This is a genomic window from Eisenbergiella sp. OF01-20 (genome assembly GCF_003478085.1).
Taxonomy (GTDB): domain Bacteria; phylum Bacillota; class Clostridia; order Lachnospirales; family Lachnospiraceae; genus Eisenbergiella.
The window spans coordinates 89987-107409 of the sequence record NZ_QUES01000020.1 but is presented as its reverse complement, the minus strand read 5'-3'; the positions used below and the strand labels follow the sequence as shown (position 1 = coordinate 107409).

At 45.6% G+C, this 17423-nt stretch carries 15 protein-coding genes; 5 read left to right on the top strand and 10 right to left on the bottom strand.

All coding sequences use genetic code 11. The features are described 5' to 3' along the window. Nucleotides 1–61 precede the first annotated feature (61 nt). The 10 genes from DXA36_RS20790 to DXA36_RS20745 form a co-directional block, all read right to left on the bottom strand. On the bottom strand, nt 62–658 hold the full coding sequence (locus DXA36_RS20790; RefSeq protein ID WP_243114701.1) for a hypothetical protein: 597 nt from the start codon (nt 656–658) through the stop codon (nt 62–64). Between the two features lie 23 nt (nt 659–681). Beyond that, complete coding sequence (locus DXA36_RS20785; RefSeq protein WP_118681365.1) at nt 682–1407, bottom strand: DUF554 domain-containing protein; 726 nt, start codon at nt 1405–1407, stop codon at nt 682–684. A 174-nt stretch (nt 1408–1581) separates the two neighbouring features. After that, nucleotides 1582–1989: a cupin domain-containing protein gene (locus DXA36_RS20780; RefSeq protein ID WP_118681364.1), complete on the bottom strand. Its 408-nt coding sequence runs from the start codon at nt 1987–1989 to the stop codon at nt 1582–1584. Nucleotides 1990–1999: 10 nt separating this feature from the next. After that, nucleotides 2000–3136 carry a TIR domain-containing protein gene (locus DXA36_RS20775; protein ID WP_118681363.1) on the bottom strand — a complete coding sequence of 379 codons (1137 nt, stop codon included), beginning with the start codon at nt 3134–3136 and terminating at the stop codon, nt 2000–2002. Nucleotides 3137–3425: 289 nt separating this feature from the next. After that, the gene (locus DXA36_RS20770) at nt 3426–4514 is read right to left on the bottom strand and encodes an alcohol dehydrogenase catalytic domain-containing protein (protein ID WP_118681362.1); all 1089 of its coding nucleotides are present in this window, start codon (nt 4512–4514) and stop codon (nt 3426–3428) included. A gap of 28 nt (nt 4515–4542) precedes the next feature. After that, the gene (locus DXA36_RS20765) at nt 4543–5220 is read right to left on the bottom strand and encodes an MgtC/SapB family protein (RefSeq protein WP_118681361.1); all 678 of its coding nucleotides are present in this window, start codon (nt 5218–5220) and stop codon (nt 4543–4545) included. An 18-nt stretch (nt 5221–5238) separates the two neighbouring features. After that, nucleotides 5239–6597, bottom strand: a complete 1359-nt coding sequence (locus tag DXA36_RS20760) for an ABC transporter substrate-binding protein (RefSeq protein WP_118681360.1) — start codon at nt 6595–6597, stop codon at nt 5239–5241. A gap of 28 nt (nt 6598–6625) precedes the next feature. Then, nucleotides 6626–7462, bottom strand: a complete 837-nt coding sequence (locus tag DXA36_RS20755; protein ID WP_118681359.1) for a carbohydrate ABC transporter permease — start codon at nt 7460–7462, stop codon at nt 6626–6628. 18 nt (nt 7463–7480) lie between these two features. Further along, nucleotides 7481–8368, bottom strand: coding sequence for a carbohydrate ABC transporter permease (locus tag DXA36_RS20750; protein ID WP_118681358.1), 888 nt, complete (start codon nt 8366–8368; stop codon nt 7481–7483). Next, nucleotides 8365–9168: a DeoR/GlpR family DNA-binding transcription regulator gene (locus tag DXA36_RS20745; protein ID WP_118681357.1), complete on the bottom strand. Its 804-nt coding sequence runs from the start codon at nt 9166–9168 to the stop codon at nt 8365–8367. Before DXA36_RS20745 ends, DXA36_RS20750 begins: the two co-directional genes overlap by 4 nt. A 310-nt stretch (nt 9169–9478) precedes the next feature. On the opposite strand from DXA36_RS20745, the gene DXA36_RS20740 reads away from it, so the two are divergent. Genes DXA36_RS20740 through drmA form a run of 5 tightly spaced genes read left to right on the top strand, consistent with a single transcriptional unit; the run spans nt 9479 to nt 17423 of the window. Beyond that, nucleotides 9479–10207, top strand: coding sequence for an HAD-IIB family hydrolase (locus tag DXA36_RS20740; protein ID WP_118681356.1), 729 nt, complete (start codon nt 9479–9481; stop codon nt 10205–10207). Between the two features lie 16 nt (nt 10208–10223). Next, a complete protein-coding gene (locus DXA36_RS20735) occupies nt 10224–10400 on the top strand; it encodes a glycerophosphodiester phosphodiesterase (protein WP_207666371.1) in 177 nt (58 codons plus the stop codon). Beyond that, on the top strand, nt 10345–11448 hold the full coding sequence (locus tag DXA36_RS20730) for a DNA methyltransferase (RefSeq protein ID WP_243114700.1): 1104 nt from the start codon (nt 10345–10347) through the stop codon (nt 11446–11448). Before DXA36_RS20735 ends, DXA36_RS20730 begins: the two co-directional genes overlap by 56 nt. Beyond that, a complete protein-coding gene (locus tag DXA36_RS20725) occupies nt 11449–14100 on the top strand; it encodes a DEAD/DEAH box helicase (protein WP_118681355.1) in 2652 nt (883 codons plus the stop codon). After that, a complete protein-coding gene (gene drmA, locus DXA36_RS20720) occupies nt 14100–17423 on the top strand; it encodes a DISARM system helicase DrmA (protein WP_118681354.1) in 3324 nt (1107 codons plus the stop codon). The genes DXA36_RS20725 and drmA overlap by 1 nt, the downstream gene beginning before the upstream one ends.

Here is a 17423-nt window from a genome sequence, read left to right as displayed (position 1 = left end):
TTAGGGGGCGTGAACAGTATCGGAGGTACCTGCAGCCGGCAGCGGGAAGAACCAGGAAAGGTTACATATAAAACCAGGAGGTAGGAAGCAAAAACAGGTAAGGAGCTGTGAAAACGGAAAGGGAGAGGGCCAGTTTTTTCCGGATAACAGAATCCGGCACTGCTTTTTTCAGGGAGAAATGATAGTTAAACAGGTAAATGCACAAGCCGCTGAGAAGAATGCAGGCGGCCGACCAGAGAAATGCCGGGAGAGTGGAAAAGGGGTTGAAGGTAACGGCATTTGTCATATTATTGTACCACCATTGGCGAACGGGAGACTGATAATGCGGAAAATCCAGAAGGGAATCAATAATGTTTACCAGGAACATGAAAAAGGTTCCCACAAAATCGGAAAGAAAACCGAAGAGCCATATTTTCCAGATGGAACGTCTGGCCGTTTCCTTACGGCCGGAAAGCTTCAGGCAGCGCATGGTGATGACGAGCACGGCCAAATCAATCAGAAAGTTGGCTGGCAGGATGACTATCCAGGTAACAGGAAAAAGCCACAGAAGCCACAGCGGAAATATGACATTGTAAAGCGTGACCTTTTTTGCGGAAAATTTCAGAATAGACTTAAAAATAGATGATTTTTCTTTAATAATACTTTTTAATTTAAACAATTTTATATTTTCTCCTTACTATATTAAAACAAGGCAATGATGGCATCCAGTATCCCGGCAGCCAGCAGAGCTGGCAGCATATTTCCCACGCGGAATTTTTTGCCGAAGGCAAGATTGACTCCCACACAGAAAATCAGGACATTACCCACAAAAGAAAGATCGGATATGATCTGTGCTGTGAGAACAGGTTCCAGAAATCCGGCAAAGAGTGTTATGCCGCCTTGCCATATGCCTACAGGAAGTGCGGAGAAGATGGCACCTTTTCCATAAGAAGAGGCAAACACGAGAACGATAATCCCATCCAGGACAGCCTTGGCGGCCAGCATGGAATAATCGCCCCGCATACCGTCCTCCAGAGCGCCCACGATAGCCATGGCACCGACACAGATGATCAGGGATGCGGATACGAACCCCTCAACAAACTGGCTGTCATTTTTTCCGCCCGCTTTGATACGTAGCCATTCCCCGAAATGATCCATCCATTTTTCTATTTGGATCCATTCCCCGATAAGAGAACCCAGGACCAGAGAAGAGATCAGCAGCATGGTTCCCGAGGTTTCCAGAATACCGTCTTCTATGCGGTACATTCCCTTCAGGGCACCAGAAATGCCTATAAATATGGTGCAGACCCCCAGGGCCTGCATCAGGATCTGCTGATACCGTTCCTTAAGTCCTCCCTTCAAAAGCAGTCCGATGCCGCCGCCGGAAATAACAGCGGCTACATTAATGATGGTTCCTATTCCTCTCATAGATGTCTCTCCTCAGGCGGACAGATCCTTCTGTCACTAGTTTTTCTGTAATATATTCCATTAGAAGATGTGATTCGTACAGGCTGCGGGCTAAAAGGACATATCGGCAAAGAAGGAAAAGGGCTTTTGGCTGACCCGCCGCCGCCGGTATTTCTTTCCCTTACAGATGTTACGTTACCATGCGGAAAGCCACTTTGATACCTTGTCATCCACCTCGATCAATTGCTTATCATTCCCGCCGGGAGATTTAAAAAACAATATTTTTGTATCCGCCAGATGTTTTGACGCATATTTAGTCATCGGAGGTATTACGAAAATAGAACCTTCCTCAAAAACAAACTCTTCCCCCGTGTCAAGAATTAATATTTTGCTGCTGCCGCTTATCAGGTAATTGTATTCTAGTGCCTGGGTATGCAGGTGCGGAATGTCGGCCGTAAATTTTCGGTAGTGGCTGATGCCCATTTCATTTTTTTCATCATGTATGTACTTTAAATCCTGCGGTTTTTTCAGATTTCCGCATAAATACACCCGGTATTCAGAATCCAGGGCGCTCGTTAGATCTTTTCCATATATATAATTCATTTTATTTACCTCACGTCAGCCATTTTTGCAAGGACTCTAATCCGGCCTCTCCCTTTATCTCGGTACAGATGGATCGGTTATTTTTAATGGAAATAAAGTTATTGATAAAAAAATTATAATTGTCCGGATCATCTTCCTGCCAAATAATAAAACTCCTTCTCTCATAATCTTCAGTAAGCGCACAGGAATACAAATCGACTTTGACATGGTTATATTTGCGATTTCCAAATTCGACATTCAATATTCCATAGGGCATGCTTATTTTGAGAAGGTATAAATAGAATGTGACTGGAACATTTTTATATCTTTTCTGATACACGGTATTGGTGGTAAGCTTGGAGTACATTTCCCGCAGTGCTGAGATTATGGTTTGTTCCGTGCTGCCGGCTCCTTTGTTGACGATTTTGGTAGCGGCATCCGTCAGGTTATACGGATTTGGTTCCGTCAATATATACTCTACTTTTGCTTTTGTTTTAGATAATATCATTTTCAGGACATCTGATAGCTGAAGATCCTTCATTTCACAAAGCTGTCCGTAGTCAGCCATTTCCGGGTTAATAATCAGACTGCCGGCCAGGTTCATTATGCGGATACAGCGGATATCTTTATAATTATTGTCCGAAATATGAAAGCGGCTGTCTACGGAAATGAGTTTATGCAATTTGGTGCGCGAAAGCATCAGCACATTTGTGTTAAAACGTTCTTCCCGGTAATCCTTTACACTATTGTTTAACCATTGTTCCAGTTTCTTTTCCATGTCTTCCATATGGACCGGATCGTATGGAATATAGATTTTACCATCTATGTCGGTAGCTTGATGGACACCGGGAACTTTACACAATGCAATAGCTCCTTCTCCCAAAACTCCGGCAAATATTCCCGCTTCCAATATGACGTTATCCCGTGGAAGCCATTTCGATGTTTCTCCGGTATCACACGAAGCCCTGTCGTCCCGATCAAAGATAAATACGCCACCACTGTGTCCATGGGCAGCCTTTAACAGTGCTTCAAATAAGTATTCCGAAGGCGGGAAGACATTTGAATCTTGCCAAAGTGTCGTCTTTGCTCCGAGTTTTTCAAGGATAGACTGAATCACAAGCGCTTTGTCAAACGCCTGGCTTGAACTTCCAATAAATATCTTTTTCATTTAGGCACCTCCTCTTAATTGGAAATTTTTTACTCAAACTTCGCAGGTGCCAAGTTTGAGTTTTTTATCTATAAAGCTTATTTTAATAGATAAATTATACCAAATGGAAAAGGACACGGCTAGCCTGAATTACAATAATCCGCTACTTTTTGACTGATATATCCGCTTCGGAAGTGAATACCTTATATTTGGGAGTAAAACGGATTCTGTTATTTATAATAGACTCATGTCTGAATTTTCAGATACCTTAATAAAATTCCCCGCAGCTTGCTGCGGGGAATGTATCTTTTTATTCAAATGTTATAGCTACTTTGAAATCTCCATATTTTCCGGAGGCATAATCAAAAGCGGTTTCCCACTCTTCCAGCGAGAAGGTTTTGGAGACTACCCCGTCTGTTTTCAGCTTTCCATTGCTGATATTTTCAATGACAAAGGGGTAGCAGTAAGGGCTGAGATGGGATCCCATAAGATCCAGCTCCTTCCGATCTCCGATAATGGACCAGTCTACGGTAACCGGTTCTCCAAAAACGCTGAATTCCACGAAACGTCCCAGCTTGCGGATCATTTTCAGACCCTGTACCACGCTGGAGGGGTGTCCGGTTGCTTCTATATAAATGTCGCAGCCATATCCGTCCGTCATATCCAGGATTTTTTGTACAACATCCTCTTTTCCCGGATTAATGGTCAGATCCGCCCCGAATTCTTTTGCTTTTTCCAGACGGTTGTCGGCCATATCCAGGGAAATCAGTTTGGCGGGATTTTTCATTCTGGCATAGGTAATCATTCCCAGTCCCAATGTACCGGCGCCGGAAATGACCACCACGTCCTCATTTCCAATCAAGGCGCGGTCAACGGCGTGCTTGGAGCAGCCATAGGGTTCTATCAGAAGTGCCTGATCCAAAGGCATAGTATCGGGGACTCTGGAGATAACCGAAGTCTTGGGGTATCTCACATATTCCGCCATACCGCCGTTGTTGGTATTCTGGAAGCCGAAAATGGAATGGGGCTGGCACATCCAGTATCTGCCGCTTTTACAGAACCGGCATTCCCCGCAGGGCACGATCTGATCTGCGGTAATGCGGTCACCTATGGAAAATCCGTTTGCCGCAGCCGCTTTGGCCCCCATTTTAACAATACGGCCCACAAACTCATGGCCCGGGATAAACGGGGGCTTTACCCAGGGAGCTTCTTTTTCGTCCCCCCAGAACATGGCGGCTCCATGCTGGCATTTCAGATCGCCCGCACAGATGCCGCAGCCCTCCGTTTTAATAATAATGTCGTCCTCTCCGCATGCGGGGACAGGATAGGATGTTTCCAGGCGGTAGTCCCCGTTGCCGTAGGCTACCAGCGCTTTCATGGTGTCAGGTAAATCACTCATTGTGTTATTCTCCTTTTCGGATACAAAGCTAAAATTCATAGGAACACAGATGCGGTATCCCGGCGATGATATCCGCCACTTCCTCCCGTTCCAGACGGGTGGATATCGCAAATACAATACGCAGCCGTTCACTGTGCTTATCCCTGTATTCACATTTCATACGGAGGATATCGATACCGTTTTCTGCAAGCCTGGATGTGATTTCTTCCATGTTTTCCTTCGTATTGGTAAGCTGGAAATCGATCTGCCCTCTCCAGGAATGCCGGGCCAGCCGGATATTTTTGTGCATGAAAAAATGCCCGAACAGAAGGAAAAGGGTGGAAAACAGCCCGATCATATACATGCCGGCCCCCAGGGACATACCGATTGCCACGGTGGCCCAGATGCCGGCCGCTGTTGTAATGCCGCTGGCGTAGCCTTGTTTTCCTGTTATGACAAGCCCGCCGCTCATGAGGCCCACACCCGCCAGGATGCCGGATGCGACCCTGGATACATCTACCGAAGTCCCATCCGGCCCTATGGCATCATAGAAACCGTATTTTGATATAATCATCATCAGTGAAGCTGCAACAGAAATAATAAAGTGGGTTCTTACGCCGGCCGCTTTCGTACGGTACTGGCGTTCCCAGCCGATTGCCACGCCGCAGAGTCCTGCGGCGGCAATCCGGCCGAGATAAACGAGCTGCACCATTATGTAGTCTTGCATATGCCTCTCCCGGGGGTATTATTCATTGAGAATGATGTCTACGGAATCGCTGAAGGTTTTCAGTGATTCATCAATATCCTGATCATCCAGCATGATTGCCTGGATACAGGTCCTGAATTCCGCAATTACAGGAGTCAGGTTAGCGATTCGGTAGCTGTCGTCGCCGTACTGAAGAGCGTCATAAGCGATTTTATAGTTGTCGCTTTCTTTCCACAGCTGCTGGATAGCGTCTGACTGCGCCATGGTTTTGGTAAAGGGAAGGTAACCGGAGCCCATAACAAATGCAAGGCCACCCTTTTCATCTTCAATAAACCACTTCATAAATTTCCAGGCCGCTTCCTGTTCCTTGCTGGCGGCCAAAATGCCGAAGCCGTTTCCGCCGGTAGGCATGGATTCGATTTTGCCTTTTACAAGGGGAGCTACCACATATTCAAAGGAATCCCCGATGGTTTCCCGTCTGGAGGTGATGGCGCCGGAGGAATTGATGGTCATGGCTGCCATACCGGAAGTGAACATCTGGTTATCCTGATCGTTTGCGGGATCGTTGTAGTAAAGTGCGCCGGAATCCTGTAAATCCTTCATAAAGCTGAATGCTTCTTTTGCGGTCCCGTCCTCCAGGCATCCCAGACCTGTCTGATCTTCGTTAAAGAATTTGCCGCCTGCCTGCTGAATCAGCGCAAAGAACTCCCACTGGTCAAAAGGAACGGACAGTCCATAACGTTTGGTTTCCCCATTTTCCACAACGGTACACTTATTGGCTACTTCCTTCAGTTCTTCCCAGGTGGTGGGAATTTCACAGCCCATTTCATCCAGTACGGTTTTATTGATATGAAGTATCTGTGCGGAACGGCCGAAAGGAATAACAACAAGCTGTCCGTCATAATACGCGTCGTTTACAAAGGCGTCCACGAAATCCTTATCATCCACACCGTCCTTCTGCATATAAGGGAGCAGGTCGGCGAAAGCGCCGTTTACGGCAAGCCTGCCCACGTTGTCCTGGGCCACCTGAAGAATATCAGGAGAGTTTCCTGCGAAAATAGCCTGCTCCGCTTTGGCAGCGGCTTCCGCATAGCTTCCCTGGAAGGTGGCAACCACTTCCACTTCATCCTGGGAGCTGTTGAAATCAGTTACCATCTGGTTGATCAAATCCCCGTTAGTACCGGACATGCAGTGCCAGAACTGGACGGTTTTCTTTTCCCCGCCGGCCTGGACGTCAGCGGTGCTTTCCGCAGCCGGTGTCTCCGCAGCCGGTTCCGATTCTGCTGCGGCAGGCGCCGGGGCAGAACTTTCCGTGGATGCCGGGGCCTGGCCGCAGCCTGCCAGAGTGGCCGCAAGAACCGAAATCCCCATTAAAATACCTAATACTTTCTTTTTCATAACAATATCCCCTTTCGTATGGTTTGGTTTACTTAATCCCTGAATAGGCAAAGGATTTCATAATTTGTTTGGAAGCGAACAGGTACACCAGCAGTACGGGAAGAACGAGAATAGCGTTTCCTGCCATGACGATCTGCCAGTTGGCCATTCCCTCCATTTCCTTCAGCTGTGCGATAGCAACCGGAAGCGTCCGGTACATATCCGCATTGGTCATGACAAGAGGCCAGAAATACTCATTCCACTGCCCGACGAAGCTGAAAAGGATAATGGAAGCGATTGCCGGTTTGGACATAGGCATCATTATTTGTAAAATCACCCTCCATTCCGATGCGCCGTCCAGTTTTGCCGCTTCTATCAATTCATTCTCTACCTGCATAAAATATTGTCTTAGTAAGAAGATAGCGAATGCATTTGTTATAAATGGTAATATCTGAGGAACCAGGGAGTTAATCAGCCCCCATTTGGACATCATCAGATAAACGGGTAAGAAAGTAATCTGTGTGGGCATCATCAATGCGATCAGGATGCTGCCGAACATAATTTTCTTTCCCTTGAACTCGTATTTGGCAAAGGCATAGGCGGCCGGAACCACCACCAGCATCTGGAGCAGAATAACGCTGCCTACCACAATAAGCGAGTTTTTCAGATAGATCCACATGCTTCCGCCCGGGCCGGAATGCCAGGCATCCAGATAGTTATGGAACTGGAGCACCGCCGGAAAGAAGGTGGGCGTAACGCGGTTTACTTCATCTATCGTCTGTAAAGAGGTGGATATCATCCAGAAGAAGGGCCACCCGAAGATAAATAAAAGAAACAATTTCATGATTACGCCGCCGATTTTAACCAGTCTTTTTTTGAGCCGCATAAGATTCCTCCCTGTCACCTATTGGTAATGTACCTTTCTGGAAAAGCCCCAGAAGTAAATAATGGTCAGTATACTCACTATAAGAAGAAGAATGACCCCGATTGCAGCGCTGTAGCCGATCCGCAGATTCAGCAGGGCTTCGGTATAAATGCTGTAAACCAGCGTGGTAGTGGCGTTGTTGGGGCCTCCCTGGGTCAGGATACGCACGGTATCAAAGACCTTGAAGGAGCTTATGGTACGGATTATCAGCGTAAAGAACAGCTGGGGTGAAATCATGGGCAGGGTAATTTTGAAAAACATAACCACTTTGTTGGCGTTATCCAGTCTGGCGGCTTCGTAAAGGGAGGCCGGAACACCCTGGAGGGCCGCCATGAAAATCAGAGTGTCATAACCCACGGCCTTCCACACCGATACCAGAATGACGGAGGGCATCGCGGTGGAGGAGCCGGAAAGCCAGGAGGATGTGGGAAGGCCCAGCTTCCTCAGCAGAAAATTAAACAATCCGAAGTTGGGTTCCATCATCCACAGCCAAATCAGGGCAATGGAGACGATGGATACCACATGCGGGCAGAAAACGGCGGCCTGGACAAGCCGGTTAAGCTTTGTGCTTTTTTCATTGAGCCAGACGGCAAGCAGCAGTGCGATTGCCGTTATGATAAGAACCACGGCTATGGTGTAAACCACGGTATTATTTAAAGATTTATGGAAATCCGGCCTGCTGAGAACCTTCCTGTAATTATCCAGGCCGATGAACTTACTTTGGGAAGGATTGAGCATGTTGGTGTTCATAAGACTGAGCTGTATCAGCTTTATGACCGGATAAATGGTAAAAAGCAGAATTCCGGCCAGCGCCGGAGCGGTCATGATGTAGGGTCTTATTTTTGCGGCAAATTTCTTATTTTTCATACAAACATTCCCTCCCTGGTGCTTAACACCTCATTTCCCTGTACGACCTTGACACCTCTGTCCCGGAGCTGGTCAATGAACTCCGAAGGCGTGCGCCAGTCCGTAACTATGCCGTCCAGGTCGGATACGGAAGCGATGAGCCCCAGGGAATCATCTCCGAATTTACTGTAGTCCAGAGCAATATAATGTTCCTTGCAGGATGCCATCATAAGCCTTTTCATCCTGGCCTCCTGCAGGTCGGGAGTGGTAAAGCCATGCTCCAGGGTAAGATGGTTCCCGCTGATAAAGCCCTTGTCAAAGAACAGGGTCTTCATCATCTCCTCCGCATAGGCCCCCACACAGGATAAAATCCGGTGCCGGAAATTACCGCCGATGACAATTACGGAAATATCCTCCGCCTCGGACAGCTCCATGGCGATGTTGATGGCATTGGTACCTACCAGGATTTTGCGCTTGGAACCGCTGCGTATCACCCGGGCAAGCTGGGTGGTGGTAGTGCCGCAGTCCAGAAAAACCGCATCGCCGTCGCTGATACAGTCGTAAGCCGCATAAGCAATGGAAAGCTTTTCTTCCGTATGCTTCCACTCCTTTTCCTTATGGGAAAATTCATTCAGGGATCCATAGGCGCTTATGGCACCTCCCCATGTCCGTTTGACGACGCCTTCCTGCTCCAGGGCCGCCAAAAGCTTTCGGACGGAAACCTCGGATATTTTGAAGGCTTCACTGAGCTGGGATACGGTAACCGAAGATTGGGTGTCCAGCATCTTAATGATAAATTCTTTCTTCTCCTGTGTTGTCATTTAGTAAATCCCCCAAAAACGAAACATAAAATGTTAAATTTAATTACGAATTTCGTAAATATTTGTTTTGATTCTAGCATCATTGTGTTTTGATGTCAATTATTTACAAATATTATATTATTTTCGTAAATATTTCATATAAATTACCTTATAAAACTGTTAAAAATTTCGATTGACTTACAAATAAAGACCTTTTATACTACATTTATTGTTTTGAATAAAGAGGAAAAAAGAAAGTATTATGTTTCGAAACGAAAATATGAAAAGGTAAAAGTTTCATTTCGAATATATTTTGAAAAGGAGAAAGAAGATGAGTCCACATGCTACCAAGGTACTTGCTTTTGATCTGGACGGAACCCTGACACAGCACAAGTCTCCCCTGTCGCCGGAATACAGCGGACTTCTTTGCCGGCTGGGTGAAAAATACACGCTGCTCATGGTAGGAGCGGGTTCCTGTGTCCGGATATTTAAACAAATGAAGCGGTTTCCTATTACTATTATAGGAAATTACGGGATGCAGTACGCTACCGTCAAGGAGGAAGCCCCCCATAACCGGCTGATACTGGAGAGGGATAACCGGGTGGAGGTGGATAAAGAACTTGCGGTGAGCAGGGCGGATTCCCTTCGCAGGAAGCTGGGGTACACCTCCTATCAGGGAGATACCATTGAGATTCATGAAAGCGGTATGCTTACCTTTCCTATATTGGGCACGGCGGCTCCCATCCAGGACAAGCTTTCTTATGATCCCGACCGCACCAAAAGAAGAGAGGTCTATGCGCAGGTGGTGGATATGTTTCCCGAATATAAGGTCTATGTGGGAGGATCTTCTTCCTTTGATATTGTGCCCCACCCCTATGCCAAGCTGTATGCGTTGGATCTGTACTGCAGGGCCGGCGGGCTGACACATGAGGAAATTCTGTATTTCGGGGATGATTATGGGCTTGGCGGCAATGATGAGGACGTGTATTTGTCGGATGTCCCCTTTCAATGTATTGATGACTACCGGACCATTCCGGAATACTTCAAAAAGCTTTTATAAACAGGAGGAGAACATTATGCTCTGGAAGCAGTCGGAAACAAATATCTGGGTGGCAGGACACCGTGGAAATCCTGCAGAAGCCCCGGAAAACACCATGGCTTCTTTCCGAAATGCCATGGAAGCGGGCCTGGACATGATTGAACTGGATATTCAGATGTCAGGGGACGGGGAGCTGGTTATTATGCATATATGAGGTTCAAGAAACAGGCGAAGGTAAAAAACTTGAAATCGGTGGGAAAAGAGTTGTAGTCTTCGAAAGCAACGAATATAAAATCATAAAGAAAGCTGCTGGTGATGAATACGGGCTTAAGGAGATATGGGCTACCGGCACGATATTAGATGGAAACTCATCAGGTAGATTCTTTAGAGATTATTTAATCGGCCGTTACGAAAATGATGGATATGGAGTTCTATATAAGGTTTATGGAATCGGTGATGATCGCTATGATTATCGATATTTTACCGGTCCCAAACGAGCTGGTGCGACAAAAGGCAAATATTATCAGGGAGTTCCTGTGGATCAACTTGAGAGTGAAACTGTACAACGAAAAAAGCCGATAGGTGGCTTTTATGACCTTGCGGGGAATTTTGGTAACTGTAGACATGAGGGGGGAGTGGAATTCCGTAGTGGGAAGAAACCAGAAGCCTTAATTGAGATGATAATTAGATATTTTTCAAATAAGGGAGACTGGGTTTTGGACTCGTTTTTAGGTAGTGGCTCCACAATAGCAACAGCTCACAAAATGGGAAGAAAATGGATAGGTGTTGAACTTGGAAATCATGCTTATACTTTGTGCAAGGTTCGCATGGATAATGTCATAAACGGCGATAAAACAGGAATTTCCACAGATTACAATTGGGAAGGCGGAGGTGGATATCACTTCTACGAGTTAGCTCCGAGCCTGCTCGTTAGGAATGATAAACTGCCGATTTATCAAATTAATCCTTCCTACACCTTTGAGATGCTTTGCGAGGCTATATGTAAAATTGAGGGGTTCCGTTATAAGCCGCAGGATGTCTTCCACGGACATTCCTCCGAAAAGCGGTTTATTCATATAACTACGGAGTTTATAAATGCCGAATATATAAAATCGCTGTCCGCACGGCTTGCTGAGGGTCAATCTTTTCTGATTTATGGCACTAAGATACAGTCGGATATGGTCTTGCCTGACAACATTGAGGTTAAGAAGATTCCGAAAGACCTTCTGGAGAAATGCGATTTTGAAAGCGAGGTACAGTAAATGTCTGAGATAGTAAACAAGATTAAATATGCAATGAGCCTTAGAACTCCGCAGGAGGAGGCTCTCTCTTACTTCGATGCCATCAGTTCGCATTGCGATTACAAGAAAGACAGCAAGGATGTTGTCGAGACGGTCGCATCAAAGTACTGCGAAAAGCAGCGCAAGGTCAAAGCTGGGTTTGATTTCCCGTCTTTCTGCTATGCTATGGCTACTGGTATAGGAAAAACTCGTCTGATGGGTGCCTGTATCTATTACCTGTATAAAACAAAGGGCTATAAGCACTTCTTTGTCCTTGCACCTGGAAATACGATTTATGACAAGCTGCGCAAGGAGTCCAATCCGAATCATCCGAAGTACATCTTCAAGGGGCTGGAATCGGAAATGGGCAGACCGAAGGTCTATGATGGCGAGAATTATAGTAGCTATCCTGTGAAATTTGAGCAGATGATGCTGCGTATCGATAAGACATCTGAGATTCAGATTTTCATTTTCAACATCGGAAAGATTTTTAACAGCAAGACGGATACACAGTTTAATTTCCATAAGTTCAAGGAGACGCTGGGGGCTTCCTTTGCGGATATATTGGCACAGTTTGATGATCTTGTAATCTGCATGGATGAGGCACATCGCTATTATGCCCCGGCTTCAATGAAGGCAATCAACTATTTGAAGCCTGTTCTTGGATTGGAGTTTACTGCTACACCTAAGACCACCGCGAATGTGATCTATGCTTATGACTTGGCTCGTGGTGCTGTTGAGGGATATTTGAAAATTCCGGTTGTGATGGGACGTTCCAACATTGCGGGCTATAATCAGGATGATATCGAGGAGATGAAAATCCGTGATGGTCTTACTCTCCATGAGCATCGAAAGGCCATACTGCGCGAATATTGCAGTGTGAATGATTCAAATTATGTGAAGCCGATTGTTCTTATTGCCTGTAAGGATACAGACCACGCTAAGAAAATCCGCACGCTGATTGACAGCAATGACTTTCAGAACGGAAAGTATAGGGGCAAGGTTATAGAGATACATTCAAAACAGACTGGTGAGGAATCGGAAGAAAATATCCGGCTTTTGCTCTCTATAGAGAGCGCATCTAACCCAGTTGAAATTGTTTTGCATGTTTATAAGCTGAAAGAAGGCTGGGACGTCAATAACCTGTTTACAATTATTCCGCTTAATGCTGCAAAGAGCGACATTCTTGCCATGCAGACTATTGGTCGTGGTTTGAGATTGCCGTTTGGAGAACAGACAGGAAACGAGGACTTGGACTCTCTTGATATCGTTGCTCATGACCACTACAGAGAGCTTGTGGACGAGATTAGGAGCAGCGACATCTTCCGTTGTCGCGACCTTGATGAGATATCTGTTGAGCCATTTGAGTCGGTAGGCGTATCCGCCACCGTGGACGATGGGCAGCTTTCTTTACTGGATTTTGTGATTACAGCATCTGGCGTGAAGTCTTTTGCCGAGGTCAGCAAGCCGAAGACACAGCTTGAGATTTATCAAGAATATGTGAAGAATTTTATGGTTGCGCAGAAGAAGGACAAGAATGAAACCTCAGGTCAGATGACGCTGTTTGAACTCCACCCTGAAATGCTTTCCGACGATACCGCTGAATCTGCAGCATCTGCACCGGAACAGTCACAGACTTCAACTGGTATGAAGTCTGGTAAACAGCCACTCAGTAAAGATGAGTTTGTGAAAGTCATGTCAGAGTATTCGTCAAAGGCAATATCTGTTCCGAAAATCCTGGTGCAGACAACTTCTGAAGTGGAGTTTAACTGTTTTGAGGTAAAACGCACAATTGTTGATTTTGAGGTTGCTATGGCGAAAATCGAGCGTTTTGATGCAATCAATCAGCAGCTTCTTTCTGTCGTGGATGCACAGATTCTTGAAGTCAATGATGCTATGAACACGCTTGCTTGTATGCTCCTGGATTCTATCAGCGAGTTATCTTACGATGATGCCGACTTTGTTATTGACATAGTAGAGCAGTATCTCACCCAGATTCCGGGTGATGAAGAAAACAAGCGGAGAATTGTCCGCCGATATGCTTCTCTGATTGTGGCTGATATTCATAAGCAGATTTATGAGCATATGGTTAGGAAAACGCAGGATGTTCATATCATTCAGAAGGATCTCATTTTGTTCCGTAAGTTTGTAAAGAATGTCAAAGAGGATGGAAAGGTTAAATTTGATAAGCCTTTTTCGGACAAAAGCAATATTAAGAAGTACTTGTTCACCGGTTATAAGAAGTCATATTATCCGGCGAATGCGTTTGATAGCGATACAGAGCGTTTGTTCTCCGTCATTTTGGAAGAAGACCCGGATGTAATCCATTGGATTAAGCCACCGTTGAATCAGTTGGGGCTGTTTTGGAAAGCCGGGCAGCAGTATAACCCAGACTTCCTTGTAGAGACAGCTACAGAAAAATTCATGGTTGAGGTTAAGGCACTGAATGAAGTGACTTCGGAAGAGGTCGTATCTAAGGCGAAAGAGGGTATCAAGTGGTGCAGGTTCGCTTCTACGGCTGATCCGGATCTTAAACAGTGGGAATACAAACTGATTTCCGATGATAATATTCATCTTGGAAATACTTGCAAGTATATATTTGGTACTGCACACGCCGTGAAGGAGGAAGCATAATGGCTGACAGATTTAAGTATTCAGAGGTCAGGCAGAAAATCATTGATGCTATACGAACCGACCTTATTGGTCCCAGAGAAAAGGAAGAGGTTCTTGAAGAGAATCCCCGCTATGCCTATCTCGTGGGTATGCTTGACATTCAGAACGTTGATGAAGAATATTCCAGCGCAGGTGAGCAGGAAGTCGATACTGATATGGCATTTGAGGACGGCGTGGATTTTACTGCTGGTGAAGACGATGACAATGCCCCCATCTCTACGACTCATTTTCAACTGCCTTCTTCCATAGGTATCAGCTTTTATATTCAGAGCGATCTGCTTGGCATCAATCTGGATGTAAAATGGGGCGACTATTCAAGGTCGTCGGAAAAATACATGGGAAAAGATGAGAAGGAGTTCAGCAGAGCAATTTATACCCGTATTCCGATGAAGGAAACTGTCCGGGTGAATTTTGCGGATTTTACTCGTACAAAGGATTACCAGCTCGTTTGCGATTCCAATGTGCATGTTCATGTATCCCGTATAAGACTTAAGGGGGGCTATTCTCTTGTTACTGCATATGTGATCAATAAAAGGAGCAATCCGGCGAACAGTGTCGAGGCCATTATGTTTCAGGTAGAGTTGAAGGCATATGCTGAAGACGGATCAGCTGCGTTCATAGCGGAACATATCTGCCGCGAAATTCTCGCAACAGATGAGTTCTATTTTGAACAGCGTCCCATTCTTGGACGAGGGCGTGGCTGCGCAGCCGTATGGGATACCCCTGTTAATGGGAGAACAACATCCGTAAGATCCGCTTTCATCCCGGAGTATGAGTTTCCCGGGGTCAGTGCGGCACTTGACGGTTTCGACAAGTATTTCTTTTCTACCCTTACCATGTCCGCAAAGGCAAAGAAAGAAGAAACTATCGGAAAGCTGAACACATTGACGGATTCTTATGAGAAATGGATAAATAAGGCGCTGGTAGGTAACGCGAGAATGAATAAAGCTGATTTCGAAGAAAAGGTCGGTAATACTATAATTTATCGCTGCCAGGATGCGCTCCGACGTATTCGTGAGGGGATTCATATCATTGAAACAGATGAGACTTCATTTGAAGCGTTCTGTTTCATGAACCGTGTCATTTTTCTTCAGAACAGCATCAAGAACTATGCAAAGAAACATGGCACTGGTATAGAATGTAACTTCCAGGATTTTATGAATCCACGAAACGCAGAGAATAACTTCGGATGGCGTCCTTTCCAGATTGCGTTCATTCTGATGAATCTGGCAGGTATTGTTGACCCGACGAACAAAGAGCGCGAGATTGTTGATCTTCTTTATTTCCCGACAGGTGGCGGCAAGACAGAGGCATATCTTGGTCTGATGGCTTTTGTAATTGCGAACAGAAGGCTTCACGCTAACGAAGGAGGAGCATATAATCTTGATGGCGGCGTGACCGTATTACTCAGATATACTCTTCGACTGCTTACAACACAGCAGCGTGACCGTATTACGAAGATGGTTGTGGCGGCTGAAATGATAAGACGCCAGGCATATCCACGCTTCGGAAAGGAACCAATAAGCATCGGATTCTGGGTTGGAGGCGGAGTAACGCCTAACAAGTTTGAGGAATTTATCGAAAAATCTGATAGGCCACAGGATGCAAGAAGTGCAAGAAACCATGTTTACAAACAGCTATTGACCTGTCCTTTCTGTGGAAAGCCTCTGAAGGAAGAAAACTTCAATATCGACATAGACAAAAAGTCGATTGAAATATACTGCTCCGACAAAGACTGTCAGTTTTTCAAGTACAAGAACGGCAGAATCCCAATTCCGGTCTATATGGTGGATGAGGAGATATACGGCAAATGCCCGACTATTATTTTATCTACGGTTGATAAGTTTGCAAGACTGCCGTGGGATGTGAATACGAATGCCTTGTTTGGGCGTGTTGACCGCAAATGCAGCCGTGATGGATATGTTGCCATTGGAGCGAAGCATGGCAGGCATAACAGAACGAACTCGCTACCGGCTTCAGAACTCATAAACATCCGGCAGTTCCTTCCGCCAGAACTGATCATTCAGGACGAGCTTCACCTTATTACGGGACCACTTGGCACTGTTTACGGTGCTTATGAAACTATCATCGAGGATATGTGCACCCACGATGGTATTAAACCGAAGTATGTTGTTTCAACGGCAACGATCAAAAATGCGGAAGCACAGACCAGATGTCTTTATGCAAGGAAGCATACGACTCAGTTCCCGCCGAATGGATTTGAAATCGGTGACAGCTTCTTTATCAGAGAGATTCCTGTCGAGAAAGATCCATTCAGAAAATATGTGGGTGTTTGTGCCCCCGGACAATCTGTAAAGACTGCGTTGCTGCGTGTTTATGCGATCATACTGCAAGCTGCATATATGTTCTCTCAACAAGAAGAGTATAAGGATGTTATAGATCCTTACTATTCCTTGGTTGGTTACTTTAACAGTATACGAGAGCTAGGTGGTGCCGTACGTCTTCTCCAAGACGATATTCCGAAGAGAATCTATAGGATCAAGAATAAGTATGGTCTGGAAAAACAGCGGTATCTGAATCATAACGTGGAAATTACCTCTCGTATGTCTTCATATAAGATACCCGAAAAGCTGAATCAGCTGGAAACAACTTGTAAATCGAAAGATTGTCTGGATACTGCCATTGCAACGAATATGATTGCTGTTGGAATGGATGTCGATCGTCTGGGGCTTATGGTTGTAACCGGGCAGCCGAAACAGAACTCAGAATACATACAGGCAACGAGCCGTATTGGACGTGCATTCCCAGGACTTGTCGTTACTATTTACAATGCTTATCGGCCGCGTGACCTGTCTCATTATGAGAATTTTACGGGATACCATTCCCAACTGTATAGATTTGTTGAAGGAACAACTGCAACACCGTTTTCTGCAAGAGCAAGGGACCGCGTTCTGCATGCACTGATTATTTCCGCTATAAGGTTGAATTATCCGAACATGGCAAACAATCCTGATGCTGCGGCAATCGGTACTCTGACGGTGGAACAGCTTGATTCTGTCAAGAACCTCGTCATTGACAGGCTGAATATCATTAAGCCATCAGCAAGAGCGGATGTCGAGATGGAAATTGACCAGTTTATTGATTGGTGGAAACTGCGTGCAGTGCAGACAAAGCCTCTACGGTACTATGTTGTGGGAACTGAAAGATATAACCGTTTGATGAGTCCATATGACAAATCGCACGATGAAGATGAGAAAGCTACTCTGCAATCAATGCGTGAGGTTGAAAGCTCTGCAAGTATGTTCTATTACACGGAGGATTAG